This is a genomic window from Pseudomonas sp. LPB0260 (assembly GCF_013388395.1).
This window is the reverse complement of sequence record NZ_CP058247.1, coordinates 2,408,944-2,435,931: the sequence shown is the minus strand read 5'-3', so window position 1 is coordinate 2,435,931 and position 26,988 is coordinate 2,408,944. Positions and strand designations below refer to the sequence as shown.

The 26,988-nt window shown below is 66.9% G+C and carries 24 protein-coding genes; 7 read left to right on the top strand and 17 right to left on the bottom strand.

The window, feature by feature from the left end:
• Nucleotides 1-42: 42 nt before the first annotated feature.
• A complete protein-coding gene (locus LPB260_RS10815; RefSeq protein WP_208708730.1) occupies nt 43-1,254 on the bottom strand; it encodes an aromatic ring-hydroxylating dioxygenase subunit alpha in 1,212 nt (403 codons plus the stop codon).
• A gap of 166 nt (nt 1,255-1,420) precedes the next feature.
• Between LPB260_RS10815 and LPB260_RS10810 the strand changes: the two genes are divergently transcribed.
• From LPB260_RS10810 to LPB260_RS10790, 5 genes are all read left to right on the top strand, one after another.
• Nucleotides 1,421-2,371, top strand: coding sequence for a LysR substrate-binding domain-containing protein (locus tag LPB260_RS10810; RefSeq protein ID WP_208708729.1), 951 nt, complete (start codon nt 1,421-1,423; stop codon nt 2,369-2,371).
• Nucleotides 2,372-2,636: 265 nt separating this feature from the next.
• On the top strand, nt 2,637-3,527 hold the full coding sequence (locus LPB260_RS10805; protein ID WP_208708728.1) for a dihydrodipicolinate synthase family protein: 891 nt from the start codon (nt 2,637-2,639) through the stop codon (nt 3,525-3,527).
• Between the two features lie 25 nt (nt 3,528-3,552).
• On the top strand, nt 3,553-4,881 hold the full coding sequence (locus LPB260_RS10800) for an FAD-binding oxidoreductase (protein ID WP_208708727.1): 1,329 nt from the start codon (nt 3,553-3,555) through the stop codon (nt 4,879-4,881).
• Nucleotides 4,882-4,909: 28 nt separating this feature from the next.
• The gene (locus tag LPB260_RS10795) at nt 4,910-6,412 is read left to right on the top strand and encodes an aldehyde dehydrogenase (RefSeq protein WP_208708726.1); all 1,503 of its coding nucleotides are present in this window, start codon (nt 4,910-4,912) and stop codon (nt 6,410-6,412) included.
• Between the two features lie 106 nt (nt 6,413-6,518).
• Nucleotides 6,519-7,622 (top strand): hybrid-cluster NAD(P)-dependent oxidoreductase, encoded by a 1,104-nt coding sequence (locus LPB260_RS10790; protein WP_208708725.1) that lies wholly within the window; start codon nt 6,519-6,521, stop codon nt 7,620-7,622.
• 12 nt (nt 7,623-7,634) lie between these two features.
• On the opposite strand, the gene LPB260_RS10785 is transcribed toward LPB260_RS10790, so the two are convergent.
• From LPB260_RS10785 to ppc, 6 genes are all read right to left on the bottom strand, one after another.
• Complete coding sequence (locus LPB260_RS10785; protein ID WP_208708724.1) at nt 7,635-8,495, bottom strand: DUF72 domain-containing protein; 861 nt, start codon at nt 8,493-8,495, stop codon at nt 7,635-7,637.
• Nucleotides 8,495-8,836 carry a hypothetical protein gene (locus tag LPB260_RS10780; protein ID WP_208708723.1) on the bottom strand — a complete coding sequence of 114 codons (342 nt, stop codon included), beginning with the start codon at nt 8,834-8,836 and terminating at the stop codon, nt 8,495-8,497. Before LPB260_RS10780 ends, LPB260_RS10785 begins: the two co-directional genes overlap by 1 nt.
• Before the next feature lie 115 nt (nt 8,837-8,951).
• Nucleotides 8,952-9,632 (bottom strand): tRNA (adenosine(37)-N6)-threonylcarbamoyltransferase complex dimerization subunit type 1 TsaB, encoded by a 681-nt coding sequence (gene tsaB / locus LPB260_RS10775; RefSeq protein WP_208708722.1) that lies wholly within the window; start codon nt 9,630-9,632, stop codon nt 8,952-8,954.
• A 138-nt stretch (nt 9,633-9,770) separates the two neighbouring features.
• On the bottom strand, nt 9,771-10,556 hold the full coding sequence (locus tag LPB260_RS10770) for a 5'-nucleotidase, lipoprotein e(P4) family (RefSeq protein WP_208708721.1): 786 nt from the start codon (nt 10,554-10,556) through the stop codon (nt 9,771-9,773).
• A 192-nt stretch (nt 10,557-10,748) separates the two neighbouring features.
• Nucleotides 10,749-11,396 (bottom strand): adenylate kinase, encoded by a 648-nt coding sequence (gene adk / locus LPB260_RS10765; protein ID WP_208708720.1) that lies wholly within the window; start codon nt 11,394-11,396, stop codon nt 10,749-10,751.
• A gap of 248 nt (nt 11,397-11,644) precedes the next feature.
• Nucleotides 11,645-14,281, bottom strand: a complete 2,637-nt coding sequence (gene ppc, locus LPB260_RS10760) for a phosphoenolpyruvate carboxylase (RefSeq protein WP_208708719.1) — start codon at nt 14,279-14,281, stop codon at nt 11,645-11,647.
• Nucleotides 14,282-14,465: 184 nt separating this feature from the next.
• Between ppc and LPB260_RS10755 the strand changes: the two genes are divergently transcribed.
• Nucleotides 14,466-14,810 (top strand): pilin assembly protein, encoded by a 345-nt coding sequence (locus tag LPB260_RS10755; protein ID WP_208708718.1) that lies wholly within the window; start codon nt 14,466-14,468, stop codon nt 14,808-14,810.
• Between the two features lie 12 nt (nt 14,811-14,822).
• Here LPB260_RS10755 and LPB260_RS10750 read toward each other — a convergent pair whose 3' ends face one another.
• The 8 genes from LPB260_RS10750 to prfB form a co-directional block, all read right to left on the bottom strand.
• Nucleotides 14,823-15,146: a hypothetical protein gene (locus tag LPB260_RS10750; RefSeq protein WP_208708717.1), complete on the bottom strand. Its 324-nt coding sequence runs from the start codon at nt 15,144-15,146 to the stop codon at nt 14,823-14,825.
• A complete protein-coding gene (locus LPB260_RS10745; RefSeq protein WP_208708716.1) occupies nt 15,143-16,027 on the bottom strand; it encodes an alpha/beta hydrolase in 885 nt (294 codons plus the stop codon). Before LPB260_RS10745 ends, LPB260_RS10750 begins: the two co-directional genes overlap by 4 nt.
• Nucleotides 16,024-16,770, bottom strand: a complete 747-nt coding sequence (locus tag LPB260_RS10740) for a TIGR00266 family protein (RefSeq protein ID WP_208708715.1) — start codon at nt 16,768-16,770, stop codon at nt 16,024-16,026. The genes LPB260_RS10745 and LPB260_RS10740 overlap by 4 nt, the downstream gene beginning before the upstream one ends.
• Before the next feature lie 195 nt (nt 16,771-16,965).
• Complete coding sequence (locus LPB260_RS10735) at nt 16,966-18,261, bottom strand: flavohemoglobin expression-modulating QEGLA motif protein (RefSeq protein WP_208708714.1); 1,296 nt, start codon at nt 18,259-18,261, stop codon at nt 16,966-16,968.
• A 41-nt stretch (nt 18,262-18,302) separates the two neighbouring features.
• Nucleotides 18,303-18,854, bottom strand: coding sequence for a hypothetical protein (locus tag LPB260_RS10730; RefSeq protein ID WP_208708713.1), 552 nt, complete (start codon nt 18,852-18,854; stop codon nt 18,303-18,305).
• A 173-nt stretch (nt 18,855-19,027) separates the two neighbouring features.
• Nucleotides 19,028-19,738, bottom strand: coding sequence for a TetR/AcrR family transcriptional regulator (locus LPB260_RS10725; protein WP_208710167.1), 711 nt, complete (start codon nt 19,736-19,738; stop codon nt 19,028-19,030).
• Between the two features lie 115 nt (nt 19,739-19,853).
• Nucleotides 19,854-21,365, bottom strand: coding sequence for a lysine--tRNA ligase (gene lysS, locus LPB260_RS10720; protein ID WP_208708712.1), 1,512 nt, complete (start codon nt 21,363-21,365; stop codon nt 19,854-19,856).
• Between the two features lie 138 nt (nt 21,366-21,503).
• Nucleotides 21,504-22,599 (bottom strand): peptide chain release factor 2 gene (gene prfB, locus LPB260_RS10715; RefSeq protein ID WP_208708711.1). Its coding sequence is split into 2 segments (ribosomal slippage): nt 21,504-22,526 and nt 22,528-22,599, totalling 1,095 coding nucleotides; the frame shifts between segments, so codons are not numbered across the junction.
• Between the two features lie 186 nt (nt 22,600-22,785).
• On the opposite strand from prfB, the gene LPB260_RS10710 reads away from it, so the two are divergent.
• Entirely contained in the window at nt 22,786-24,480 is a 1,695-nt protein-coding gene (locus tag LPB260_RS10710; RefSeq protein ID WP_208708710.1) for a diguanylate cyclase domain-containing protein, read from the top strand.
• A 24-nt stretch (nt 24,481-24,504) separates the two neighbouring features.
• On the opposite strand, the gene recJ is transcribed toward LPB260_RS10710, so the two are convergent.
• Together recJ and LPB260_RS10700 are read right to left on the bottom strand one after the other, a co-directional pair.
• Complete coding sequence (gene recJ, locus LPB260_RS10705; protein WP_208708709.1) at nt 24,505-26,235, bottom strand: single-stranded-DNA-specific exonuclease RecJ; 1,731 nt, start codon at nt 26,233-26,235, stop codon at nt 24,505-24,507.
• A gap of 110 nt (nt 26,236-26,345) precedes the next feature.
• Nucleotides 26,346-26,885: a YaeQ family protein gene (locus LPB260_RS10700; RefSeq protein ID WP_208708708.1), complete on the bottom strand. Its 540-nt coding sequence runs from the start codon at nt 26,883-26,885 to the stop codon at nt 26,346-26,348.
• Nucleotides 26,886-26,988 lie beyond the last annotated feature (103 nt).

The window sequence follows — 26,988 nt, the reverse complement described above, 5'->3', positions numbered from 1 at the left end:
GGGCCATGCGGGGCACTTGCGTGGTGAGCTACCGCCGCGCGGCTAGTCGGCCAGCTTGCGCGCCATGGTGGCGCAGTACCAGTCGTCGAACTGGCACACGCCGTTCTCGGCGATTGAGGAGTAAGGCCCCGGCTCGTAGGCCGGCGAGTTGACCCCGGCCTGGGTGCCTTCGACCAGGCGGCGATCCTGGTCGTTGGTGGCCAGCCATACCCGGGTCAGGGTCTCCAGGTCGTAGTCGAGGCCTTCCTGGGCATCCTTGGGCACCAGCCACTTGGTCGTCACCAGGGTCTCGTTCGGCCCCTGGGGCAGCACGCGGAAGCTCAGGGCGTGGTCGCCGAGGAAGTGGTTCCAGGTCGAGGGGTAGTTGAAGTACAGCAGCGCGCCGATGTTCTCCACGCCGCTGCTGTCCAGGCGCCGGGCCACCGCCGGCTTGCCGTTCATGGTGTAGCTGACGGCGCCGGACGACAGCGGAATGCGGGTCATGCGGAACTGGCCGTTATCGTCCATCACCAAACGGCTGGGCAGGCCGCCGGCCTCGCAGCGGTTCCAGTGCTCGACCAACTCCGGATCGTCGTCGCCGCCGACCCCGGCCACCGAGAGGTTCTCGACGAAGGAGTTCATCAGCTCGGGGTGGGTGCCGTCGCAGTGGAAGCACTCGCGGTTGTTCTCGAACACCAGCTTCCAGTTGCCCTTCTCCACCAGGTTGGACTCGAAGGCCACCTTGCAGTCGTCGAGGTTGTGCGGGGCGATAAAGGGCGACAGGGCGGCGCGGAACTTCTGAAAGTCCGGCGCCTGCTCGGCGACGCAGACATAGATGTAGCTGTTGACCACCTCGCAGTGGGCGGCTTTGAGGCCGTACTCGGCGTTGTTGAAGTCCACGCCCATGTTGCCGGCGAACAGCAGCTTGCCGTCCAGGTCGAAGGTCCACTTGTGATAGGGGCAAACCAGCTTGGCCACCTTGCCGCTGGCCTCGCTGCAGACCTTGGAGCCGCGATGGCGGCAGGCGTTGTGCAGGGCGCGGATCTGCCCGTCGCCGCCGCGCACCACCACCACCGGGTAGTCGCCGATCTGCAGGGTCAGGTACTGGCCGGGCTTTTCCAGCTCGAAGGTGTGCCCGGCGAAGATCCATTCCTTGTGCCAGATCTGCTCGAGGTCCTGGCGGTATACCTCGAGGTCGCTGTACAAAGCGGTCGGCAGCGCATGACGCGGCTTACGCTGTTGAATGAGTTCTGCAACCTTCGCTTTGTTATTCACTTTCTAGGCACTCCAACACTAATCCGGATGATCCAGCGGGCGCTTTCCGATAACTTACGCGCCCCTATGCAGCCACCAGCGCCGCTTTTGGCACTGTCGAAAGTCTAGAGCGGGGCTATAGTCGGCAGAACCGACTTTTTATTCAGGAAATTGAATACCTGCCGTTATGGTTAAACACACAGAACCCGATCAGACGCTGATCAAGATGCCGTCGCTGCGCGCGGTCAAATCCTTCGTGGCGGCGGCCAAGTACCAGAACTTCACCCGCGCCGCCGAAGCCCTGTGCGTGACCCAGGCGGCCATCAGCCGGCAGATTCGCGAACTGGAGACCTACCTGGGCGCCGAGCTGTTCAAGCGCGCTGGCCGCGCGGTGGAGCTGACCGCCGCCGGGGCGATCTTCTTCGATGCCGCGCAGCTGTCCTTCGTCAACATCGCCCAGGCGGCCGAGCGCATCCGCAGCCGCAACGTCGGCAAGCGGGTGCTGACCCTGTGCTGCTCGCCGGCGTTCTCGGCGATGTGGTTGGCGCACCGCCTGCCGAGCTTCTTCAGCGCCAACCCGGATGTGGACCTCAACCTGATCACCACGCAGAACTTCCTGTCCATGGAGCCCGGGGTGCGCCCGGACATCTTCATCACCAAGATGGCCAAGATCCGCGCCGGCTACCGCAGCCTGCCGATGTTCCACGACGTCATCTACCCGGTGTGCACCCCGCGCTACCTCGAGCAGCACCCGGAGCTGAACAGCCTGGAGGGGCTGCGCGACAGCGTGCTGCTCAACCTCAGTCCCTACGGCCGCTCGCAGGTGGCCGAGCACGTCGACTGGGGCGTCTGGCTGGCCTTCCACGATGTCGATATCGAGGCGCGCGGCAGCGACAGCCCGCATTTCTTCAACGCCAACGACTACAACATGCTGGTGCAGATGGTCCTCAACCATCAGGGCGTGGCGCTCGGCTGGCACCACCTGGTCGGCCACCTGGTCGAGCAGGGCCTGCTGGTGCGCCCGGTGCCCGAGCAGGTGGTGCACAAGGAGAGCCAGCACTACCTGACCTTCAACGAAGACAAGGAAGACGACGAGGCCTGCGGCCGGCTGCGCGACTGGCTGATGGCGCAACTCTGATAACCGGGCGTTATTGTTAGATCGCACTTCCGGTTATTCAAAAAACCGCCAGAGGCAAGAACAACTTTCCGGCCCCGCGCCCGAACTATAAGAAAACCTGCCGAGTGCAGGTTTTTTTATGCCTGCAGTCCGCGCTTACGGCCCATCCATAACCTTTGATTATTAATTAACGGCCCTAAATGTTGCTTATTGCCCGGCGCCGAACGGCCGTAACCTTTTTCTCGAAATCGACAACAAATTCAACCTCTTCCACTCAGGTGAACGCATGAACTTCGATGGCATTTGGACTCCCGTGGTAACGCCCTTCAACCAGGACGGCGCGATCAACTTCGCCGCCCTGCGCGAGGTCATCGACAGCCTGATCGGCGACGGCGTGCACGGCCTGATCATCGGCGGCACCACCGGCGAGTACTACGCCCTGAGCAACGCCGAGCGCAAGCAGCTGTTCGACGCGGTCGCCGAGCAGGCCAAGGGCCGCATCACCCTGATGGCCGGCATCAACGCCACCAGCACCGAGGAAAGCCTCGACCTGGGCCGCTACGCCAAGGCCGCCGGCTTCGACTGCATCCTCCTGGCCGCGCCCTACTATTGCCAGCCGACCCAGGAGGAGCTGCTGGCCCATGCCCTGTGCGTGGACGATGCCCTGGACATGCCGATCATGCTCTACAACTTCCCGGCCCGTACCGGCACGCCGATGAGCTTCGAGTTCATCGACGCCCTCAAGGGCCGGCCGAACTTCCAGGCGATCAAGGAAAGCACCGGCTCGATCGAGCGCATGCACACACTGACCCAGGAGTACGCCGACCAGCTGCAGACCAGCTGCGGCATGGACGACCAGATCCTCGAGTTCTTCACCTGGGGCGCGCGCAGCTGGGTCTGCGGCGCCTCCAACTTCCTCGCCCGCGAGCACGTGGCGCTGTACCAGGCCTGCGTGGTCGAGCAGGACATGCTCAAGGGCCGCCAGCTGGCCCAGCGCCTGCTGCCGATGCTCAACCTGCTCGAAGGCGGCGGCAAGTTCTGCCAGTACATCAAGCACGGCTGCGAGCTGGCCGGCCTGCCGGTGGGCGTTACCCGTCGTCCGCTGCTGCCGCTGAACGACGCCGAGAAGAGCGCGTTCAAGCAGACCTACGAGCAGCTGATCGCCCATCGCGGCTAACCCCCTCGGCCTGGAGGCACTCCCCATGCAACTGCACTGCAACTTCCTGCCCCAGGCCGACGGGCGCTGCGGATGGTACGAAACCCTGCCGCCACCGCCGCCATGCACCCCGCTGCGTGGCACCGTGCAGGCCGACTGGGTGGTGCTCGGCGCCGGCTATGCCGGCCTGGCCGCCGCCCGCCGCCTGGCCGAGTTGCAGCCCGAGGCCTCGGTGGTGCTGATCGACGCCAAGCGCGTCGGCTTCGGCGCGGCCGGACGCAACTCCGGCTTCATGGTCGACCTGCCCCACGACCTGACCTCGCACAGCTACACCAGCAGTCACGAGGCCGACCACAAGATCATCCGCCTGAGCCGCGGCGCCATCGACTACACCCGCGAGATCGTCCAGCGCCACGGCATCGATTGCGACTGGCGCGAACAGGGCAAGCTGCATGGCGCCGCCAACGAGCGTGGCGGCCAGGCCCTGGAGGCATTCGCCAAGGGCCTGTCGGTGCTCGGCGAGCCCTATCGCCTGCTCGATGCCAAGCAGATGAAGGCCGTCACCGGCAGCGACTTCTACCAGGCCGGCCTGCATGCGCCGGGCGCGGTGCTGGTGCAGCCGGCGGCGCTGTCGCGTGGCCTGGGCCAGAGCCTGCCGGCCAACGTGCGGCTGTTTGAGGAAAGCCCGGTGCTGGACATCCAGGTGGGCACGCCTCACACCCTGACCACCGCCCAGGGCTGCATCAAGGCGCCGCGCATGGTGCTGGCGAACAACGCCTACGCCTCGAACTTCGGCGAACTCGGGCTCAAGGGCCGGCTGCTGCCGGTCTACACCTACGGCAGCATGACCCGCCAGCTGACCCAGGAGGAACTGGCACGCCTCGGCGGCGAGGACAGCTGGGGGCTGATCCCGGCCGACCCGCTGGGCTCCACGGTGCGCCGCCTGGCCAACGGGCGCATCTGCGTGCGCAACTCCTTCACCTACAACCCGGACGTGCATGCCTCGGCCGGCACCCTGCAGCGGGTGCTCAAGGCCCATCGCAAGTCCTTCGAGCGGCGCTTCCCGATGCTGCCGGAGGTCGATTTCGAATACACCTGGGGCGGCGCCCTGTGCCTGGCGCGCAACGCCGGCTCGGTGTTCGGCGAAATCGCCCCCGGGGTGTTCAGCGCGGTGTGCTGCAACGGCCTGGGCCTGACCCGCGGGACCATCTCCGGCAAGTTGATCGCCGAGTACGCCCTGGGAATGGACAGCGACCTGCTGCGCATCATGCTCGAACAACCGAAACCCAGCCGCAATCCACCCGAACCCCTGCTCGGGATCGGCGTGCGCTCCTCCATCGCCTGGAAAGAGTGGACCGCCGGCGTGGAGCTCTGAAACTGCCCCAACCTTCAGGAGAAAAACAATGACCGACGCCCTCACCCGCAGCGCCATCGACCAACAGCTCGAGCGCCTGGAATACCGCAACCAGGCCTTTATCGACGGCCGCTTCGTCGCCGCCCGCTCTGGCGCCACCTTCGCCACCCTGAACCCGGCCACCGGCCAGGTCATCACCGAGGTGGCCGCCTGCGACGCCGAAGACGTCGACGCCGCCGTACAGGCCGCCCGCGCCGCGTTCGACGCCGGGGTCTGGTCGAAACTGGCGCCGGCCGAGCGCAAGGCGATCATGCTGGAGTTCGCCAACCTGATCGACGCCCACCGCCTGGAGCTGGCAGTGCTGGAATCCCTGGAGGCCGGCAAGCCGGTGGGCGAGTGCTACGGCATCGACATCCCCGACACCGCCAACACCATCCGCTGGCACGCCGAGGCCGGCGACAAGCTGTACGACGCCATCTCGCCGTCCAGCCCGGGCAACGTCGGCATGATCCGCCGCGAGCCGATCGGCGTGGTCGGCGCCGTACTGCCGTGGAACTTCCCCTGCATGATGGCCGGCTGGAAGCTCGGCCCGGCGCTGATCACCGGCAACAGCGTGGTCCTCAAGCCCGCCGAGCTGACCTCCCTGGCCACCCTGCGCCTGGCCGAGCTGGCCCATCAGGCCGGCATCCCGGCCGGCGTGCTCAACGTGGTGCCGGGCCTCGGCCACAGCGCCGGCAAGGCCATCGGCCTGCACCCGGACATCGACCTGGCGGCCTTCACCGGCTCCACCGAGGTCGGCCGGCTGTTTCTCGAGTACTCGGCCAAGAGCAACCTCAAGCGTGTGGTGCTCGAGTGCGGCGGCAAGAACCCCCAGGTGGTGATGGGCGACGCCGGCGACCTCGCGGCGGTGGCCAGCAACGTGCTCGCCGCGGCCTTCTGGAACATGGGCGAGAACTGCTCGGCCGGCTCGCGGCTGATCGTCCACCGCTCGCTCAAGGACGCCCTGCTCGAGGAGATGCTCGGCCAGTTGCAGGACTGGGTCACCGGCGACCCGCTGGACCCGGCCGTGCGCCTCGGTGCGCTGATCGAAGAGGCGCACATGGAAAAAGTCCTGGGGCATATCGAGCAGGCCAAGGCCGAGGGCTGCAAGCTGGTCACCGGCGGCGTGCGCCTGCATGCCGAGAGCGGCGGCTATTTCGTCGCCCCGACCATCTTCGAAGCTCCCTCCAACGCCGCTTCGGTGGCCCAGGAGGAGATCTTCGGCCCGGTGCTGGCGGTGATCGCCTTCGACACCGAGGAAGAGGCCATCGCCATCGCCAACGACACCTGCTACGGCCTGGCCGCCTCGCTGTGGACCGCCAACATCAACACCGCGCACCGCATGTCGGCGGCGATCCGCGCCGGCACCGTGTCGGTCAACTGTTTCTCCGAGGGCGACATCTGCACGCCGTTCGGCGGCTACAAGCAGTCCGGCTTCGGCGGTCGCGACAAGTCGATCTACGCCCACGACCAGTACTGCGAACTGAAGACCACCTGGATCCAGCTGTCCTAGCGCCAGGCGCACCCGGCCGCGCGCGCGGCCGCCCCCCCCAAAAAATCGACAGTCCCCTCCCGGCAACCGACGGTGAGGGGGCGTTGCCTATTGCCGAGAGTCACCCATGAACCATCTCACCAGCAGTGAGTACCTCAATCCGGTCAGCACCCAGACCTGGGCCAACGGCCGCCATCTGGTGCGCTGCCTCAAGGTCATCCGCGAGACCGCGGACGTCATCACCTACTGCTTCAGCATGCAGGAGCCGGTGCTGTTCTTCTTCAAACCCGGGCAGTTCGTCACCCTGGAGCTGGAGATCGACGGCGAGCAGGTGATGCGCTCCTACACCCTCTCCAGCGCCCCTTCGATCCCCTACAGCTTCTCCATCACGGTCAAGCGCGTGCCCGGCGGGCGGGTGTCGAACTGGCTGCACGATTACCTCAGCGAAGGCGAGGTGATCGCCGTGCACGGCCCGGTCGGCCAGTTCAACTGCATCGACTTTCCCGCCGACAAGGTACTGCTGCTGTCCGGCGGCGTCGGCATCACCCCGGTGATGTCCATGGCCCGCTGGTTCTTCAACACCAACAGCGAAGTCGACATGGTGTTCGCCCACAGCGCGCGCACCCCGGCCGACATCATCTACCGCGCCGAGCTGGACTACATGTCCACGCGCATCGACAACTTCAAGCTGCACCTGATCTGCGAACGCAACGAGACCGGGCAGATCTGGGGCGGCTACCGCGGCTTTCTCAGCCGCGAGATGCTGCAGCTGATCGCCCCGGACTTCCTCGAGCGCGAGGTGTTCTGCTGCGGTCCGGCGCCCTACATGCGCGCGGTACGACGCCTGCTCGGCGAAGCCGGCTACGACATGGCGCGCTACCACGAGGAGTCCTTCGGCGCGACGCCGGGCGAGGATATCGCCACGGCCGAGGAACAGGCAGCGATAGCCCAGGCCGAGGAACCCCAGGCCAGCCACTGGGTAACCTTCAGCGAGTCCGGCAAGTCGGTGCAGGCCGCCCTGGGCAGCACCCTGTACGAGGCCGCCGCCAGCGCCGGCCTGACCATCCCCAAGGCCTGCGGCATGGGTATCTGCGGCACCTGCAAGGTGCGCGTGGTCAGCGGCGAGGCGGCCATGGAGCACAACGGCGGCATCAGCGAAGAGGAGATCGCCGAGGGCTATGTGCTGAGCTGCTGCACCCGGGTCAGCGGCGCCGTCGAGGTCGAGTACTAGGCGCCGCGCCGGTCACAGCAGGCCCAGCTGCGGGCTGGGCGTCGCAACGGCAGGCTCGGGCAGGTCGGGAAGACCGGGCAGGCGCAGCATCAGCTGGGCATGGAAGCGCCGCGCCAGCTGCGCCGCCAGGCGGTTGTCCGGGGTGTGCAGGAAGGCGTAGGGCGTGCGCCCCGCCTCGATCCAGGCGGCGAGCTTGTCCAGCCAGGGGGCCATGAATGCATCGTTGGCCGCCAGCTCCGGGTGGCCGATGAAGCGCAGCTGCGGCGTCTGGCTGAAGGCGGTCGGGCGCACCGGCAGGCGCGGCTTCTTCGCCTGGGCATGCAGCACGGCCGGATCGTCGGAACTGCAACTGAACAGCGCCCGCGAGTCCAGGCAGATGCGCTCGATGCCGCGCCCCAGCAGCAGACGGTTGAGCGCGCGCTCCTCCTCGCCTTTGGCGAAGAACGCCGGGTGACGCAGCTCCACCGCCAGCTCGTCCCCCGCCCAGTGCTCGATAAAGGCGGCCAGCTCGACCAGGCGCGAGGGGCCGAAGCTGGCCGGCAGCTGCAGCCAGAACGGCGCCACGCGACCACCCAGGGGCGCCAGCAGGCGGCGGAAGCTATCGGCGGCGGCCAGCTGCTCGCGCAGGTCGCCGCCGTGGCTGATGTCCCGGGGCAGCTTGGCGCAGAAGCGGAACTGCGCCGGCATCGCCTGGGCCCAGCGCGCCACCGTGTCGGCCGTGGGGCTGGCATAGAAGGTGGTGTTGCCCTCCACGGCATTGAACAGCTGGGTGTAGAGCGGCAGGAAGTCGCTGGTCCGGGCGGTTTCCGGGTACAGCGCGCCGCGCCAGGCCGGCTCGCTCCAGGACGGGCAACCGAGGAAATAAGGCAGCACTAGGCGTAGAGGTCGAGACCCAGCACCTGCTGCGCGTCGGACTCGCCGGCGAAGGAGGCGGTGCTGCTGTAGCTGGCAAGGGCCTGGGCGGCGCGGTTGCTCAGCGCCGGCCGGTAGTCGGGCTCCTGGCTACGCGCCGCCAGGTTGTCGCTGCCGCCGTTGCTGGCCTGCACGCGGCGCAACTGAGGCAGCTGCTCGAAACCCTGGCTGCTGGCCGGCGCGGCCGGCTGCTCGCGACGCGCCTCGACTTCCCGCTGGGCCTCGCGATAGGGCGTGACCGCGGTCCCCGAGCGGGGGCCGCGATCTGGCGAGAAGGGAGCGATTGAGCCGTCGATACGCATCAGTTACTGCTCGGCCGATTGGCCAACTGTGTGGGATTCGACCAATCTACCGCCGTCGACCCGGCTTGGCAATCGAGCATCCGGGCAGGCGTAAGGGCTGGATGGCCGGCGCGGGCTACTGCGGCGCCTTGGGCGTGGCGACCTGGTCGCGCAGGTACACCGGCTGCGCCTCATCGGCCGGCAGCGCCTCGCCACGGGCCCAGGCGAAGCGCGCCAGGCTGAGCAGGTCTTCGGCATGGGGCAGCATGGCGCCATCCTGGCCCGCCAGCATCGCCGGCAGCCGAATGGCGTGGGTACCCCAGCCGGTACCGGCACCGAACCAGTCGCCGGCCGCATCGCGGGGCAGGCCCGCCAGTTCCGGCGGCAGCACCGCCTCGGCGCCGAGCAGGCGCATCTCACCCTTCTCGGCCCGGTAGCAGCCCCAGTAGACCTCGTCCATGCGCGCGTCGATGGCCGCGGCCACCTGCTGTACACCATGCTCACGCAGGGCCCGCTGGGCCAGTACGGCCAGGTCCGAGACCGGCAGCACCGGCCGGTCCAGGCCGAAGGCCAGGCCCTGGACCACGCCGATAGCGATACGCACCCCGGTGAAGGCGCCGGGGCCACGACCGAAGGCGATCGCATCCAGCGCCGACAGGGCGACGCCCGCCTCTTCCAGCAAGGCCTTGATCATCGGCAACAGCCGCTGGGCATGCAGGCGCGGAATCACTTCGTAATGGCTGTACACCCGGTCGTCATGCAGCAGGGCGACGGAACAGGCTTCGGTGGCGGTATCAAGGGCCAGCAGAGTGGTCATTGCATTCGGAAAGGTGACGAAATGGATCGGCATTAGAACGGCTTGAGGCTTTTTTTTCCAGCGCAATCACCCTGGCCTGCCGGACAGCAAGCACGCGCCGGGCCAGTACGACCCGACGCAGCCTCAGCCAACAGCGGCTTACCAGGCCTCGATAACGGTCTCCGCTTCCCAGGCTTGCAGGGGCGCCTTGGACCAGGTGCCGTAGGTCGCATTGGGGAAGACGATCCACTCGGTGCCCCATTTGCCGCCTTCGGCGGCCACGGTGGCGCGCTGATCGGCCAGCGGCGTCTTGCGGAAACGCGCATCAAAGTCGTGCAGCGTATCGCCCAGCAGCAATACGATCTGATGATCGGCGCTGACTATGGCGCGTCGCTCGACCTTGGGCGGCCCCAGCAGCAGCACGCTCTGCGCCGAAATCTGCGGCAGGCCGAGCTTGCTCAGGGTGGCCAGGGTGTGCTGCTTCTGCTCGTCGGAACGGTCCGAGATATAGCGAATGGTCACGCCCAGGCTGTCGGCGTGCTGCAGGAACTGCTTGGCACCGGGGATCAGCTGCGGGGTGCCATCACGCTCCCAGGGCAACCAGGTGTCCCAGGCGTCATAGGTGTGACAGTTGGCCAGGTCCCTCGCCAACAGGGCGCTGTTATCGATAACGGTTTCATCCAGGTCAGTCACGATGGCCAACTTCGACGGATCTTTCGCGGCGGCCACGGCCGCATCCAGCTTCAGCGTCGCGATGTTGTAGGCCTGCAGCTGCAGCGCCTGAACTTCCGCCGATTGCTGCTGGAAACGCAGGCCCATGGCGAACTCGGCGACAGCGCACTCCGTCTTGGGCTTCGCAGATGTATCGGCAAAGGCCACGGGAATAGCCAACAGCGACACTGCAAGGCCCAGCCAGATAGCTCTCTTTGCTGCTTTTTCAGTCATTGAACGCGCCCTCTTCCTAAGTATGGGTTAAGACCTAAGGTCTAGGAGCATCTCGCGATGGTCTAGACCAGATATCGATGCTAGCTTAGGCGAACAAGGTTACTGTTCTGAGAACGACAGCAAATTGGCCGACCCAGCGCCAGAAACGACAACGGCCCGCAAGCGGGCCGTTGTTTCAAGGAGGGCGCAGGCTCAGCTGAGCGCGGCCAGTACCTTGGCGGTGATCTCGTCCACCGAACCGACACCGGCGATGGCGCTGTACTTCGGCGTGCCTTCACGGGCGGCCAGTTGCTGGTAGAAGTCCACCAGCGGCTTGGTCTGCGAGTGGTAGACCGACAGGCGGTGACGCACGGTCTCTTCCTTGTCGTCGTCGCGCTGGATCAGCTCCTCGCCACTCTCGTCGTCGATACCGGCGACCTTGGGCGGGTTGTGCTCGGTGTGGTAGACGCGGCCCGAGGCCGGGTGCACGCGACGGCCGGCGATGCGGCTGACGATTTCCTCGTCGTCGACGGCGATCTCGACCACGTAGTCGATGGTCACGCCGGCTTCCTTCAGGGCTTCGGCCTGGGGAATGGTGCGCGGGAAGCCATCGAAGAGGAAGCCATTGGCGCAATCCGCCTGGGCGATGCGTTCCTTGACCAGGTTGATGATCAGGTCGTCGGAGACCAGGCCACCGGCGTCCATGACGCTCTTGGCCTTCAGGCCCAGCTCGGTGCCAGCCTTGACCGCCGCGCGCAGCATGTCGCCGGTGGAGATTTGCGGAATGCCGAACTTCTTGGTGATGAAGCCAGCCTGGGTACCTTTACCGGCACCGGGCGCCCCCAGCAGAATCACGCGCATCGATGTGCTCCTCAAGATTTAAGTAGAAATCGTCGGACTCGCCTCATGGGGCCAATCTCAGAATAGTTTCGGCAGCACTGCGCACGGGTGCCTGACTGCCAGAAGGCCGATCAAGATACACAGCGCACCTCTGGCGCACAAGCCGCCAAAAGTCGCACACCGGGTCGCAGCCCGGGCGCCTGAAAGACGCCCGCCAAGCCACTTGCAGCCACCGCCCCGCGCCCCTGAGGGACGCAGGCACGGCCCCTTCAGCCGGTGTTGCGCAGCCCCGCGGCGATACCCGCGACGCTGACCAGCAAGGCCTGTTCCAAAGGGCTGTCGGCCTCATTCTGGCGCTGTCTGGAGCGGGCCAGCAGCTCGGCCTGCAGCAGGTGCAAGGGGTCCAGATAGGTGTTGCGCACGGTGATGTACTCGAGCGTCTCGGGACTGTGCGCCAGCAGTTGCGACTGCCCGGTCAGTCCCAGCACCGTCGCCACCGCCTGCGACAATAGGTCGCGCAGATGCTCGCCCAATGGTCGCAAATCCGATTGCACGAGGCGTTCGTCGTAGAGTCGGGCGATGGCCGCGTCGGCCTTGGCCAGGACCATCTCTAGCATGTCGATGCGGGTGCGGAAGAACGGCCAGTGCTCGCGCATCTGCCCGAGCAGCTCACCCTCGCCGCGCTTCAGGGCGTTGCCCAGGGCGTACTCCCAGCCGAGCCAGGCCGGCAGCATCAGGCGGGTCTGGGTCCAGGCGAAGATCCAGGGGATCGCCCGCAGGCTCTCCACCCCGCCCTCGCGGCGCTTGGCCGGGCGGCTGCCGAGTGGCAGGCGACCGAGCTCCTGCTCCGGCGTGGCCTGGCGGAAGTAGTCGACGAACTGCGGATGCTCGCGCACCACGCCGCGGTAAGCGCTGACACCATCGGCGGCCAGCCGGTCCATCAGCTCGCGCCAGGCCGGCTCGGGGGTTGGCGGCGGCTGCAGGGTGGCCTCCAGCACGGCGGCCAGGTAGAGGTTGAGGTTCTGCTCGGCAACGTCCGGCAAACCGAACTTGAAGCGGATCATCTCGCCCTGCTCGGTGGTGCGGAAACGCCCCACCACCGAGCCCGGCGGCTGCGACAGGATCGCCGCGTGGGCCGGGCCGCCGCCGCGGCCCACGGTGCCACCGCGACCGTGGAACAGCAGCAGCTCGACCCGATGGTGGGCGCAGACCTGCACCAGGCGCTCCTGGGCACGGTACTGGGCCCAGGCCGCCGCCGTGGTGCCGGCGTCCTTGGCCGAGTCGGAGTAGCCGATCATCACCTCCTGCGGCCCCTGCAGGCGCGAGCGGTAGCCGGGCAGGCTCAGCAGGCGGTCGATGGCCGGACCGGCGTTGTCCAGGTCGGCCAGGGTCTCGAACAGCGGCACCACGCGAATGGAGCGCTGCAGGCCAGCCTCCTTCAACAGCAACTGCACGGCCAGCACATCGGAGGGCGCGCCGGCCATGGAGATCACATACGAGCCCAGCGAAGCGGCCGGCGCGACCGCCACCTCGCGACAGGTGGCCAGCACCTCGGCGGTCTCCTCGCTCGGCTGGAAGTGTGCCGGCAGCAGCGGCCGACGGTTGTCCAGCTCGGTCAGGAGAAACTGCTGGCGAGCCTCTTCGTCCCACTCGGCGTAGCGGCCCAGGCCCAGGTAGTCGGTGATCTCGTCGAGCGCCGCGGCATGGCGGCTGGCATCCTGGCGCACGTCCAGGCGCACCAGGAACAGGCCGAAGGTGCGCGCCCGGCGCAGGCAGTCGAGCAGCGGACCGTCGGCGATCACGGCCATGCCACAGGCATGCAGGGACTGGTAGCAGAGGTTCAGCGGCTCGAGCAGCTCGTCGTTGTCCTGCAGCACGGCCGCAGGCGGCGTCACGGCGCCCTGCAGGGCGTCGTGGGCCCAGGCGCGGGTCGCCCGCAGGCGCTCGCGCAGCTGCTTGAGCAGGCTGCGGTAGGGTTCGGCGCTGTCGCCGACCCGGGCGCGCAGCTCGGGGCTGGCCTGCTGCATGGACAGCTCGGCCGCCAGCTGGTCGATATCGCGCAGGTACAGGTCGGCGGCCATCCAGCGCGCCAGTAACAGCACCTCGCGGGTCACCGTGGCGGTGACATTGGGGTTGCCGTCGCGGTCGCCGCCCATCCAGGAGGCGAAGCGTACCGGCGCGGCCTCCAGTGCCAGGCGCTGGCCGGTCGCGGCGTGCAGCGCGCGGTCGGCCTGGCGCAGGAAATTGGGTACCGCCTGCCACAGCGAATGCTCGATCACCGCGAAGCCCCACTTGGCCTCGTCCACCGGGCTGGGCCGGCTGCGGCGGATCTCCTCGGTGTGCCAGGCCTCGGCGATCAAGCGTTGCAGGCGCTGGGCGGCCAGCTCACGCTCGGCGGCGGACAGGTCGCTGTGGTCCTGGGCGGCCAGCTGGGCGGACATGGCGTCGTACTTCTGGATCAGGGTGCGCCGCGCCACCTCGGTCGGGTGGGCGGTCAGCACCAGCTCGATATCCAGGTTGCCGAGCTGGCGCGCCAGCTCTTCGGGGGCGTGACCGCTGGCACGCAGGCGCTGCAGCAGTTCCGGCAGCACCCGCGACTCGAAGGGCTCCGGCTCGTCGCTGCCACGGCGGCGGACGCGGTGGTACTGCTCGGCGATATTGGCCAGGTTGAGGAACTGGTTGAACGCCCGCGCCACCGGCAGCAGCTCATCGTCGTCGAGGCCATCGAGGGATTCGCTGAGCTGCTCGGCGCCGGCGGCCGAGCCACGGCGAGCCGCCTTGGCACCCTTGCGGATGCGCTCGATCTTGCCCAGGAAGGCCTCGCCCAGCTGGGCACTGATGGTGTTGCCCAGCAGTTCGCCGAGCTGGTGCACGTCCTCGCGCAAACGCGCGTCAATTTCCGTCACGGTCAGTCCTCCGTCAGTGCGTGGCTCAAGAGTGCCCAGCGCGGCGACTTCTTACAAGCGTGCGACGTCGAACCTGCGAACGCCAGGAGCGGTCTAGTCTAAAGAAGAGGGCGAGCCCGCAACGACTTGCCTCAGCAGCGGCTTACCAACCGCTTACCCGCAGCAGGCACAGGACGAGGTAGTTATGAAGATTCGCGAGCTTGTCCATCACTGGGAACAGAACTCCAAGGGCCGCCTGACCCGCAACACCTACCAGATCCACCTCGATCTGGAAGCGGCCGCGCGCCTGGCGGCGCTGACCGAGATGTACCCCAAGCACCACACCGAAGAACTGCTCGGCGAGCTGATCGGCGCGGCGCTGGAGGAATTGGAGGCCAGCCTGCCCTATGTCAAGGGCAGTCAGGTCGTGGCGACCGACGAACAGGGCGACCCGCTGTACGAGGACATCGGCCCGACCCCGCGCTTCCTCGCCCTGTCACGCAAGTACCTGCGCGAGCTGATGCAGCAACAGAACAGCGCCGAGCACTGACGCCGCACCGCTTTATTGCGCTGCCGCCGGGACTTGCTCGCCCAGGCAGCGCACGGCGCGCTTGCGATTGTCCACCAGCACGCCAGTCAGCCCCTTCTGCTGCAAGTCGAACATCACCAGCACGCCATCGATGCACTGCGCCACCTGTTCGGCCGGTTTGAGCGAGACCTTGTAGTCTTCGCCCGGGATGGTCTTGAGCATGGTGAAGTCGGACAGCAGCAGGGCGTCCTCGGGCTTGGCGATATGCAGGTAGCCGTAGTACCAGAGCACCGCGACCGTCGCGCAGACGCTGCCGATGGCGGTGAGAATCAGGGGAATGGGGTCGCGTTCACTCATGGTCGTTTCTCAGAATCGGGGAGTTCCGCCAGATGGCGCAGGCCGGCGAAGCCACGCGGGTCGCGCATGAACTGCAGCATGACCTGACGCCAGTCCGGGTCCTCAAAGGTTTGCACATGGCCGCCGCGGGTCGGCTGGAACACCCGTGGCGGCGGCGCAGCTTGATACAAGCGCTCGCCGTTGGAAAGGGGCACCAGCGCATCGTCGACGCTGTGATAGATCAGCAGCGGCAGGTCTTCCAGTCGCTCCATGGCGTGGATGGCGCTGTCGTCGTCGGGCACCAGCCAGCTCAGCGGCACCTGCAGCGGCCAGGTCAGCCAGTTGGCGTCCAGGGCATGGCGGGCGACCTCGCGATAGCTGGCCGGTACGCCGTCGAGGATCAGCGCGCTCAGGCGCCCTCGTCGGTGCGGCAGCTCGACCAGAAAACGAATGGCCAAGGCGCCCCCCAGGCTCTGGCCGAGAACGAACAGGGGTGCGCCCTGCACCTGCGGCGCCTGCTCCAGCCAGGCGAAGGCGGCCTCGATATCCTGATACACCGCCGGCAGACTCGGCTCGCCCTGGGACAGGCCATAGCCGCGGTAATCCAGCATCAGCACCTGGTAGCCCTGCTCCGGCAGCCACCAGGTGCCGCCCAGGTGGCTGGACAGGTTGCCGCCATTGCCGTGCAGGTGCAGCACCGTACCGCGCACCTCGACGCCGGCCTTGGCCGGCAGCCACCAGGCATGCAGGCGCGTGCCGTCTGCCGCCCGCAGGTATTGGTCGCGGTAGTCCAGGCGGGCATTGGCCGGGGTGAAAGGCAGCCCCCGCTCGGGGTAGAACAGCAGTTCGCTGCAGCCATGCAGCGACAGCAGCGCGGCCAGGAGCCAGGCGCGGCGGTTCACTTGCCGCCGGCGCGAGTTTCCTCACGCGCCTTGAAGGTGGCCTCGTAGACCCGCTCGGCCAGGCGCGAGAACGGCAGGCTCTGGATCCACACCGTGCCGCTGCCCTTGAGCGTCGCCAGGAGGATGCCCTCGCCGCCGAACAGCATGCTCTTGAGCCCGCCGGCCAGGGCGATGTCGTAGTCGATACCCGAGCTGAACGCCACCAGGCAACCGGTGTCCAGGCGCAGGGTCTCGTTGTTCAGTTCCTTGCGAATCACCGTGCCGCCGGCATGCACGAAGGCCAGGCCGTCGCCTTCGAGCTTCTGCAGGATGAAGCCCTCGCCGCCGAAGAAACCGGCGCCCAGGCGCTTGTTGAAGCTGATGCCCAGCGCCGTGCCGTGGGCGGCGCAGAGAAAGGCGTCCTTCTGGCAAATCAGCCGGCCGCCCACCTCGGCCAGCTGGATCGGCACCACGGTGCCCGGATAGGGCGCGGCGAAGGCCACCCGCGCCGGGCGCTTGCCGGCATTGCTGAAGTGGGTCATGAACAGCGACTCGCCGGTGAGCAGGCGCTTGCCGACGCCCCACAGCTTGCCCAACACCCCGCTGGTCGAGCCGTCGCCCATGCGCGTCTCGAAACGCACGCCCTCGGTCATGTAGTTCATCACCCCGGCTTCGGCGATCACCGTCTCACCCGGGTCGAGGATGATCTCCACGCTCTGCGCCGAGGTTCCGAGGATTTCGTATTCGAGCTGGTGGCTGGGCACTGCACAAGGCTCCGGCTATAGGGTTGAGTGCCTCCCGGATTTCATCCGGAACAGGCCCCCGCTGGAGGACCAGGCACTGCGTCTGAAGGCATCATGAACGCAGTTCAGGCTGGGCGAAGGTGGGGCCGAAAAGCGCCGTTTACCGGAGTAAGTAAGCGTTTTCGGCCTCCCCCTCAGCGCCGCATGCGGCAGCTTTCAGAGGATATTGGCGTAATCGGCCTCGATCCGATCCAGGCTCAGGTGGTTGAGGAAGTTGGAGAAGCACATCCAGGCCGACAGCGAGTTGAGGTCGCTGAACTGCGGCGGCAGGTATTTCGGCGCCACCACCAGGCCCTCGTCGACCAGCTGGCGCAGGGTGCGCATGTCCTCCAGGGTGGTCTTGCCACAGAACAGCAGCGGGATCTGCTCCAGCTTGCCCTTGCGCACGGCCAGTTGAATGTAGTTGTAGACCATGATGAAGCCCTTCAGATAGGACAGGTCCTTGGTGAAGGGTAGCCCGGTCGGCGACGATCCGCGAAAGGCGCGGCTGGCATTGCTGTAGCTGTCTTCCAGGCTAAAACCCTGCTCGCGGTAGAAACCGCAGACCTGGAGGAAGTCGGCGCCCTCCTCGGCCATGTGAATGGCACGGGTGCGATTGGTCAGCTTGCGCAGCCGGGTCGGGTAGGAGGCGAAGGCGATCACCTCCATGAGAATCGCCAGGCCTTCCTGGGTCACGGTGGACGACGGCGGCCCCTTGGCCAGGAAGGTGCAGATCGGCTGGTTCTGTCCGTTCAGCGTGGTGGCCACGTGCACCAGGCCCTCGTGCACCTCCAGGGCCCTGACGTCGCGCTCGTTGAACATGGCGTCGGTGCGGATCTTGATGTAGTCGGCGCCGGCCGCCGCATCGGCGAGGATGCCGTCGGACTCGAACACCCGAATGGTCTCCTCCGCCTCGCCGAACACCTTGTTCAGGCGATGCTGCAGCATATCGACCGCCTGCTTGGCCGTGAGGTCCTTCGGTTCGTCCTTGAGGTCGCCGCGGTCGTCGATGTTGTTCAGGAACTCGGAGAACATCAGCCCCAGGTCGGACAGGGTCGGGTCGCCGGCATGGAAGGCATCGGACGCCGCGCCATAGAGGTCCTGGGAGATCAGGCCGAAGTCCTCGGTGCCACGCGCCTCGAGCATGCGGATGACCATGCGGTATTCGCGGCACATGCGCCGCATGATCTGCCCGACCGGATTGAACTGGCCGAGCTGGCGGGTGATGTCGCGCTCGATGTTCTGGAACTCCAGCTTCTTCGCCGCGGTGTCGAAGGCCAGCGGGCGCCCGGCGTAGTAGTCGCGATCGACCACCGGCAGCTTCTTGCCCTTGTGCTTGAGAAAGTCAGCGCGGACGTTCTCATCCCACTTCACCGCATCCAGCACGCGAATCGGCGTCTGCGCCTCGACGATGCGGTCGGACAGCCCCCGCACGGTCATCTGATACTCGTCCAGCTCACTAAGACTGTTCATCGAATCCTCGGTGCAGCGCACGCTCATGGGTGAAGGGCCGGTTACTGGCCGACGCGCTGATAGCGCGCCACCTCGACGAACACGTCCGAGTTGGCCGGGTCGTCGAGGTAGGCGAAGACCTTGTCCAGCGGGCTGGTGATCAGCGCGCCGTCGCCCTGGGATGTCTCCACCACTTCACCCTCCAGCACGCCCTGCTCCAGCACCTGCAGGATGCGATCGACATCCAGGCTGTAGAGCACCAGCTCACTGCGCGGGGTCAGCTCGAACCCGGCGATGGCGAAGTTCGCCCCCAGGCGCTTGGGCAGGCCGAGCGACAGGTACCAGCGCCGACCGTGGTGGGCCACGGTGAAGCCATATTCCTTGCGACTGTCGAGGTTGTCCGGGTCGTCGTCATAGGTCTCGGCCTTGTAGGTATTGGCGCCGGAACGACTGATCTGCAGGAACTGTTCCTCACCCCACTCGTTGGTGCGCGCCCACTCGCCGAGCAGCGGGATCGGCGCCGCCTCGTTGGCCGGGATCGGGTCCTTGACGGTGACCAGACAGCCACTCAACAACAGGAAGGACACGGCGACTACCATGCGCCAGGCTCTCATTACGATCTCCTTGTGAAACGATTCGGCATTGCCCGCCGGACTCAGCCGGCTCGTCATATATGACAAACCCCGCCGTTGAGAGGTTCGCCACCAGCCCAAGGCTCACATATAACTTAAGCGTATAACACAGCCGCCTGCCCCGGGCCCACCTCGACGTGGCGTGGGCCGGGCGCTCAGAGGCCCAGGACCAGGTGCATATAGCGCTTGAGGGTGGCCAGCATGCCCTGGTTGTCCAGGTGCTCGACGCCGTCGAGCAGGCCCTGGTACTCCATGCGCAGGATGATCGCGGTCAGCAGCCGGGCATCCTGCTCCGGCTGTTGCGAACCGAGCACCTCGAAGAACTGGATGACGCCCTGGGCGAGGATCTGCGCGTGGGCACGCACCAGCCCGTGCAGCCGCGGGTTGAGCAAGGCCTCCTGCTGGAACGCCTGCTCGGCCAGCAGGTGATCGCGGCGATTGACCAGCTGATAGCGCACGTACTCCACCGCCAGCCGGGCGATCTCATCGGCCAGCTGGCGCCGCGCCTCGCGCGTGCCGTCGAGCTGGCCGACCAGCTCCTGCAATACGCCCTCGGTGCTGCTCCAGAACTTGGCCATGTAGGCGGCGCTGCGCTCGACGAACTGGGCGAAGGTGTCGGTGATCAGGTCGTTGATGTCTTTGAAATAGTAGGTGGTGGCCGACAGCGGCACCCCGGCCTCGGCCGCCACCGCGCGATGGCGCACGGCCCGCACTCCCTCGCGCACGATGATGCGCATGGCCGCGTCGAGAATCGCCTGGCGGCGCTGTTCGCTGCCGCGCCGGCTGGCCTTGCGCCCCTGGTACTGGACACTCTCGGCGACGGCGGTGGCCACGCGGGTGGCGTTTTCTTGAGCAGGCGTAAGAATCACGGTGGAACAATCCTCTGGCGCGAACGAACTGACTTCAGGTACAGCCTCTAGACCGCAGGATAGGCCATGGTCCGCTCACAAAAAAGCCGCCCTAAGGCGGCTTGCATTCCCGTCAGGCCTGTGGGCGCATGTGCGGGAAGAGGATCACGTCGCGGATCGACGGCGCGTCGGTGAGCAGCATGACCAGGCGGTCGATACCGATGCCCTCGCCGGCGGTGGGCGGCATGCCGTACTCCAGGGCGCGGACGAAGTCGGCGTCGTAGTGCATGGCCTCGTCGTCACCGGCATCCTTGTCGGCCACCTGGGCCATGAAGCGCTCGGCCTGGTCCTCGGCATCGTTCAACTCGGAATAGGCGTTGGCGATCTCGCGGCCGCCGATGAACAGCTCGAAGCGGTCGGTGACGCTCGGGTCCTGGTCGTTGCGCCGGGCCAGTGGCGACACCTCGAAGGGGTACTTGGTGATGAAGGTCGGCTGCTCCAGCTTGTGCTCGACCAGCTCCTCGAAAATCATCACCTGCAGCTTGCCCAGGCCCTCGAAGCCCAGCACCTTGGCGCCGGCCTGCTTGGCGATGGCGCGGGCCTTGTCGATGTCCATCAGGTCGGCGGCGCTGATCTCCGGGTTGAACTTGAGGATCGAGTCGAACACCGACAGGCGGGCGAAGGGCTCGCCGAAATGGAACACCTTGCCCTGGTAGGGCACGTCGGTGCTGCCGAGCACCAGCTGGGCCAGCTCGCGGAACAGCTCCTCGGTCAGGTCCATGTTGTCTTCGTAGTCGGCGTAGGCCTGGTAGAACTCGAGCATGGTGAACTCGGGGTTGTGCCGGGTCGAGACGCCTTCGTTACGGAAGTTGCGGTTGATCTCGAAGACCCGCTCGAAGCCGCCGACCACCAGGCGCTTGAGGTACAGCTCCGGGGCGATGCGCAGGAACATCTGCATGTCCAGGGCATTGTGGTGGGTCTCGAACGGCTTGGCCGCGGCGCCGCCGGGAATGGTCTGCAGCATCGGCGTTTCCACTTCGAGGAAGTCGCGCTGCATGAGGAAGTTGCGGATATGGGCGATCACCTGGGAACGCACGCGGAAGCTGTGACGCACTTCCTCGTTGACCATCAGGTCGACGTAGCGCTGGCGGTAGCGCAGCTCGGTGTCGGTCAGGCCGTGGTGCTTGTCCGGCAGCGGGCGCAGCGACTTGGTCAGCAGGCGCACGTCGGTCATCTCGACGTACAGGTCGCCCTTGCCGGAACGGGCCAGGGTGCCCACGCAGCCGATGATGTCGCCCAGGTCCCAGTGCTTGATGGCTTCCAGGGTCTCGGCCGGCAGGGTCTTGCGGTTGACGTAGACCTGGATGCGCCCGCTCATGTCCTGGATCACCATGAAGGCGCCGCGGTTGAGCATGATGCGCCCGGCGACCTTGACCGGGATGGCGGCCTCGGCCAGCTCTTCCTTGCTCGCGTCGACGTACTGTTTCTGCAGGTCCGCGCAATAGCAGTCGCGGCGGAAATCGTTGGGGAAGGGGTTGCCCTGCTGACGCGCGGCGGCAAGCTTTTCCTTGCGCTGGGCAATCAGCTTGTTTTCTTCCTGCTGCAGTTCTTGGTGGTCGTGCTGGTCGAGTTGTTGGTCGCTCATGATCGCTTGGTTCCGTGACTGGTTCGGCCCCTCTTTCCAGCGGAAGGAGGGTCGGGGTGAGGGGGCGGGCAGGAAACGCCAGGCTCCGGCCCCTCACCCCCGTCCTCCCCCGGCGACGGGGGATGGCGTAAAAAAGCCTTACAGGCCCTGTTTCAGGCTGGCCTCGATGAACTCATCGAGGTCGCCGTCGAGCACCGCGTCGCAGTTGCTGTTCTCGATGCCGGTGCGCAGATCCTTGATCCGCGACTGGTCGAGCACATAGGAGCGGATCTGGTGACCCCAGCCGATATCCGACTTGGAGTCTTCCAGGGCCTGGGAGGCGGCGTTGCGTTTCTGCATTTCCTGCTCGTACAACTTGGCCCGCAGCATCTTCATGGCGGTGTCCTTGTTGGCGTGCTGGGAGCGCTCGTTCTGGCAGCTGACCACGGTGTTGGTCGGCACGTGGGTGATTCGCACCGCCGAGTCGGTGGTGTTGACGTGCTGACCACCGGCGCCGGAGGAGCGGTAGGTGTCGATGCGCAGGTCGGCCGGGTTGATCTCGATCTCGATGTTGTCGTCGATCTCCGGGGAGACGAACACCGCGGTGAACGAGGTGTGACGACGGTTGCCGGAGTCGAAGGGGCTCTTGCGCACCAGGCGGTGCACACCGATCTCGGTACGCAGCCAGCCGAAGGCGTACTCGCCCTTGATATGCACGGTGGCGCCCTTGATCCCCGCCACTTCGCCGGCGGACAGCTCCATGATGGTGGCGTCGAAGCCGCGCTTGTCGGCCCAGCGCAGGTACATGCGCAGCAGCATGTTGGCCCAGTCCTGGGCCTCGGTGCCGCCGGAGCCGGCCTGGATGTCCAGGTAGGCGTTGTTCGGGTCCATCTCGCCGCTGAACATGCGGCGGAACTCGAGTTTCTCGAGAATGCCGCGCAGGCGCTCGACCTCGGCGGCGACATCGTCGACGGCGCCCTGGTCGCCTTCCTCGGCGGCCATTTCCAGCAGGTCGCGGGAGTCGGCCAGGCTGCCGCCCAGGTCATCGAGGGTCTCGACGATCAGGGCCAGGGAGGCACGCTCACGCCCCAGGTTCTGGGCGTACTCGGCATTGTTCCAGACGTTCGGGTCTTCCAGCTCGCGGTTTACTTCGATCAGACGATCATGCTTTTGATCGTAGTCAAAGATACCCCCGAATAGTCTGGGTGCGCTCGGACAGGTCCTTGATGCTGTTAAGGATCGGGTTGATTTCCATGGCTGGCGGCACTCGCAGGTAAAACTTCGGAAAAGCCGGCGAGTATACCCGACTCGGCCGGCGCCTGGCAGCACGGCGACCACCCTGTTTTGCCGCGATGCGGACCGACGGCGCTGCAAAATCCCGTGCACGGCAGCATAATCGCCGCCGCCAAGAATAAGTGCCCGCCCAAGGAGCCGAAGCGCCATGCATTCCTCGCAAAGCCTGCGCAGTCGTTTCGCGCTGCTCATCGCCCTGCTGGTCGCGGGCCTGAGCTGGCTGTTCGGCAGCCTGATCAGCCAGGACGCCAGCCGACGCATTGCCGAGGAAGTCGGCCGCGACCTGGCCGAAGTGTCCTACATGATGGTCGATCGCCTGGATCGCGACATGCAGAGCCGCGCCGGCATGCTGGCGGTGCTCGGCCGGCTGCGCGCCCTCACCTCCCCGCAGGACCTGGAAGAGATCGACGCCCTGCTCAACCGCCTGCAGGACAAGTTCCCGAGCTTCGCCTGGATCGGCTTCACCGATCCGCACGGCCGGGTCCTGGCGGCCAGCGACGGTATCCTGCAGGGCGTCAGCATCGCCCAACGCCCGGTCTACCTGCAGGGCCGCTCGGGTTTGTTCGTCGGCGACGTGCACGAAGCGGTGTTGCTGGCCGGCTTGCTGCCCAATCCGAGCGGCGAGGCCATGAAGTTCGTCGACATCAGCCTGCCGGTGCATGCCAAGGACGGCAGCCTGGTCGGCGTACTGGCCTCGCACCTGTCGTGGGCCTGGGCCGAAGAGGTCCGCCAGGCGATCCTCGAGCCCATCCAGCAGCGCCGCAATGTCGAGTTCTTCGTCATCGGCCAGGACCGCACCGTGCTACTGGGGGACAAGCAGATGGTCGGCCAGCGCCTGGACCTTGCCGCCCTGGATGGCCTCGGCAAAGGCCAGAGCCGCTGGAGCCTGGAGCGCTGGCCGGACGGCGGGCGCTACCTGACCGGCCTGAGCCTCAGCCACGGCTACCAGGACTACCCGGGCCTCGGCTGGACCGTGATCGCCCGTCAACCGGTGGACGAGGCCTACGCCCCGGCCCATGAAATGCAACGCAGCATTCTGCTCTGGGGCAGCGCCCTGGCCGCGCTGTTCGCCCTGCTCGGCTGGCTGCTGGCGGACTATGTCACCCGTCCCCTGCGGCAGATAGCCAAGGCCGCGGACCGCCTGAGCGCCGGCGTGATCACGGAAATCCCGGATATCCGGAGCACCCGCGAGATCAGCCGCCTGAGCCAGTCGATTCGCCATCTGGTGGACAGTCTGAGCCATCAGCAGGCGGCGCTCGGCAAGATGGAAAACCTTGCCCACCACGACCCCCTGACCGGCCTGCCCAACCGCGCCGCCCTGGAGAAGTTTCTGGCCAGCGCGGCCCAGCACTGCCCGGAGCAGAACAACCACCTGGCCCTGCTCTATCTGGACCTGGATGGCTTCAAACCGGTCAACGACCGATTCGGCCATGCCGCCGGCGACCAGCTGCTTCAGGAGGTCGCCGCGCGCCTGCGCGGATGCCTGCGCGACGGCGACCTGGTGGCGCGCCTGGGCGGCGATGAATTCGTCATGGTCCTGCGGGTGCCCGGCGCTGAAGCCCTGCCGCAGGCGCGCCTGATCGCGCAGCGCGTACTCAACGTACTGAGCGCGCCCCTGGACCTGGGCAAGCACCAGGCCAGCGTCAGTTGCAGCATCGGCGGCGCCATCTGGCCGCAGGACCACAGGGCAATCGAACAGGCACTGGAGCTGGCCGACAAGGCCCTGTACCGCGCCAAGCATGCGGGCAAGAACTGCGCCGAGTTCCACGTGCCGCCGTCACAGGAGGCTAATGCCTCAGCGCCGCCTGCGGCCCCGCACGGGACGCAGATCGCGCCGTCCTGAAGCCACAACGACGAACGCCCCGCCTCAGCGCGGGGCGATATGCGCGACCATCAGCTGCACGCTTTCCTGGCCGCGGTACTCGTTGACGTCCAGCTTGTAGGCCAGCTCGACCCAACGCACCGTGGGATTGGGCCAGACCTCGCGGTCGACGTTGAAGGCGATGCCGTCCAGGGTCTGGCCGCCGCACTCGGTCTTGAGCACCAGCTTGAGGTGCTTCTCGCCGACCACCCGCTGCTGCACGATCTGGAAGATGCCGTGGAACAGCGGCTCCGGAAAGTGCTGGCCCCAGGGCCCGGCATTGCGCAGCGCCCGGGCCAGCTCCAGATGGAATTCCTCCACCGCCAGGCTGCCATCGGAGAGCAGGCGCCCGGTCAGGTCGTCCTCCACCAGTTGGCGCCGCACCTCGGCATCGAAGGCCGCGGCGAAGGCGCCGAAATGCTCCTGCGGCAGGGACAGGCCGGCGGCCATGGCGTGTCCGCCGAACTTGCTGATCAGCCCCGGATGCTTGGCCGCCACCGCGTCCAGCGCATCGCGGATGTGGAAGCCCGGCACCGAACGCGCCGAGCCCTTGAGCACACCCTCGCCGGCATCGGCGAAGGCGATGGTCGGGCGGTGGTAACGCTCCTTCAGACGCGAGGCGAGGATGCCGATCACCCCCTGGTGCCAGTCCGGCTCGAACAGGCACAGGCCGAACGGCAAGCTTTCCACCGGCAGCTCCTTGAGCTGGGCCAGGGCTTCGCGCTGCATGCCCTGCTCGATGGCCTTGCGGTCCTGGTTGAGCTGATCGAGCTGCTGGGCCATGTCGCGGGCCAGCGCCTCGTCCTCGCAGAGCAGGCACTCGATGCCCAGGCTCATGTCGTCCAGGCGCCCGGCGGCATTCAGGCGTGGGCCGAGGATGAAGCCCAGGTCGGTGGAGGTGATGCGCCGATGGTCGCGGCCGGCCACCTCGAGAATCGCCCGCAGGCCCGGACGGGCGCGGCCGGCACGGATGCGCGCCAGGCCCTGATGGACGAGGATGCGGTTGTTGGCGTCCAGCGGCACCACGTCGGCGACGCTGCCCAGGGCCACCAGGTCGAGCAGCTCGGCCAGGTTCGGTTCGGCCGGACGCGACTCGGCCACGCCGGCCCGGGCGAACCAGTCCAGCTCGCGCAGGCGCGCGCGCAGGGCCAGCAGCACGTAGAACATTACCCCGACCCCGGCCATGGCCTTGCTGGGGAAGGCGCAGCCCGGCTGGTTGGGATTGACGATGGCGTCGGCCGCCGGCAACTCGGCCCCGGGCAGGTGGTGATCGGTGACCAGCACCTTGAGCCCGGCGGCCTTGGCCGCCGCCACGCCCTCGACGCTGGAGATGCCGTTGTCCACGGTGATCAACAGCTGCGGCCGGCGCTCCAGGGCCACGGCGACGATCTCCGGAGTCAGGCCGTAGCCGTACTCGAAGCGGTTGGGTACCAGGTAGTCGACATGGGCGGCGCCGAGCAGGCGCAGGCCCAGCACCCCGACCGTGCTGGCCGTGGCGCCGTCGGCATCGAAGTCACCGACGATCAACAGGCGCTGGCGTTGCTCCAGGGCCTGCACCAGCAACTCGACCGCCGCCTCGATGCCCTTGAGCTGCTGATACGGAAGCAACCGCGCCAGGCCCTTGTCCAGCTCGGCCGCCGATTGCACGCCGCGGGCGGCATACAGGCGGGTCAGCAGCGGCGGCAGTTCGCCCAGGTCGGGCAGGGTTTCAGGCAGCGGGCGGGGTTCGATACGCATCGGGGTTCCTGAATCGGGTTTAGACAAGCCAGCTGTAGGGTGGAAAACCGCGAAGCGTTTGCCACCTCAAGCCGGAGGAAGCAGATCGCAGCACCACTCGGCGCAGGCGCTCAGCGTTCGCCGACCAGCCACTCCAGGGGAATCTCGTGCTGGCCGCGCTCGTCGGTGACGAACAGCTCGCCATCGCTGATCATCACACTCCAGCTCAGCGCCCGCGGCATGTCCAGGGCCAGGCTAGCCAGGGCTTCCTGCCCCACCGCCACCACGTTGATGTTCTTCAGGCTGCGCACCGGATCGAGTTCCTTGGTCTGCCACACCCGCAGGTTGCCATAGGCCACCAGGCTGAACTTCTCGGTACGCCGCGAGCACCAGGTGATGCGCTCGCTGTCCGGCTGGCCGACCTCGATCCAGTGCAGCACGCGGTCGTCCAGGCTCTTCTCCCACAGCGCCGGCTCGTCGACATCCGACAGGCCGCGGCCGAAGGCCAGCTGCTCGTGGTAGAACAGCACGTAGGCGATCAGCCGGGCGGCCAGGCGCTCCTCGGTTTCCGAGGGGTGGCGGGCGACGGTGAAACGCAGGCTCTCGTAGACGCTGCGATCGATGTCGGTGAGGTTCAGGTCGATCTTGTAGGTGGTGGACGGCAGGGCCATGGGCGGGCTTCTTGGCTGGGCGAAAAGGCCGCAAGTCTAACCCGAAACGGCCGCCGCCGGATTGCCGGATCGCCGGACCGTCGAAGCGTCGGAACGCCGAACC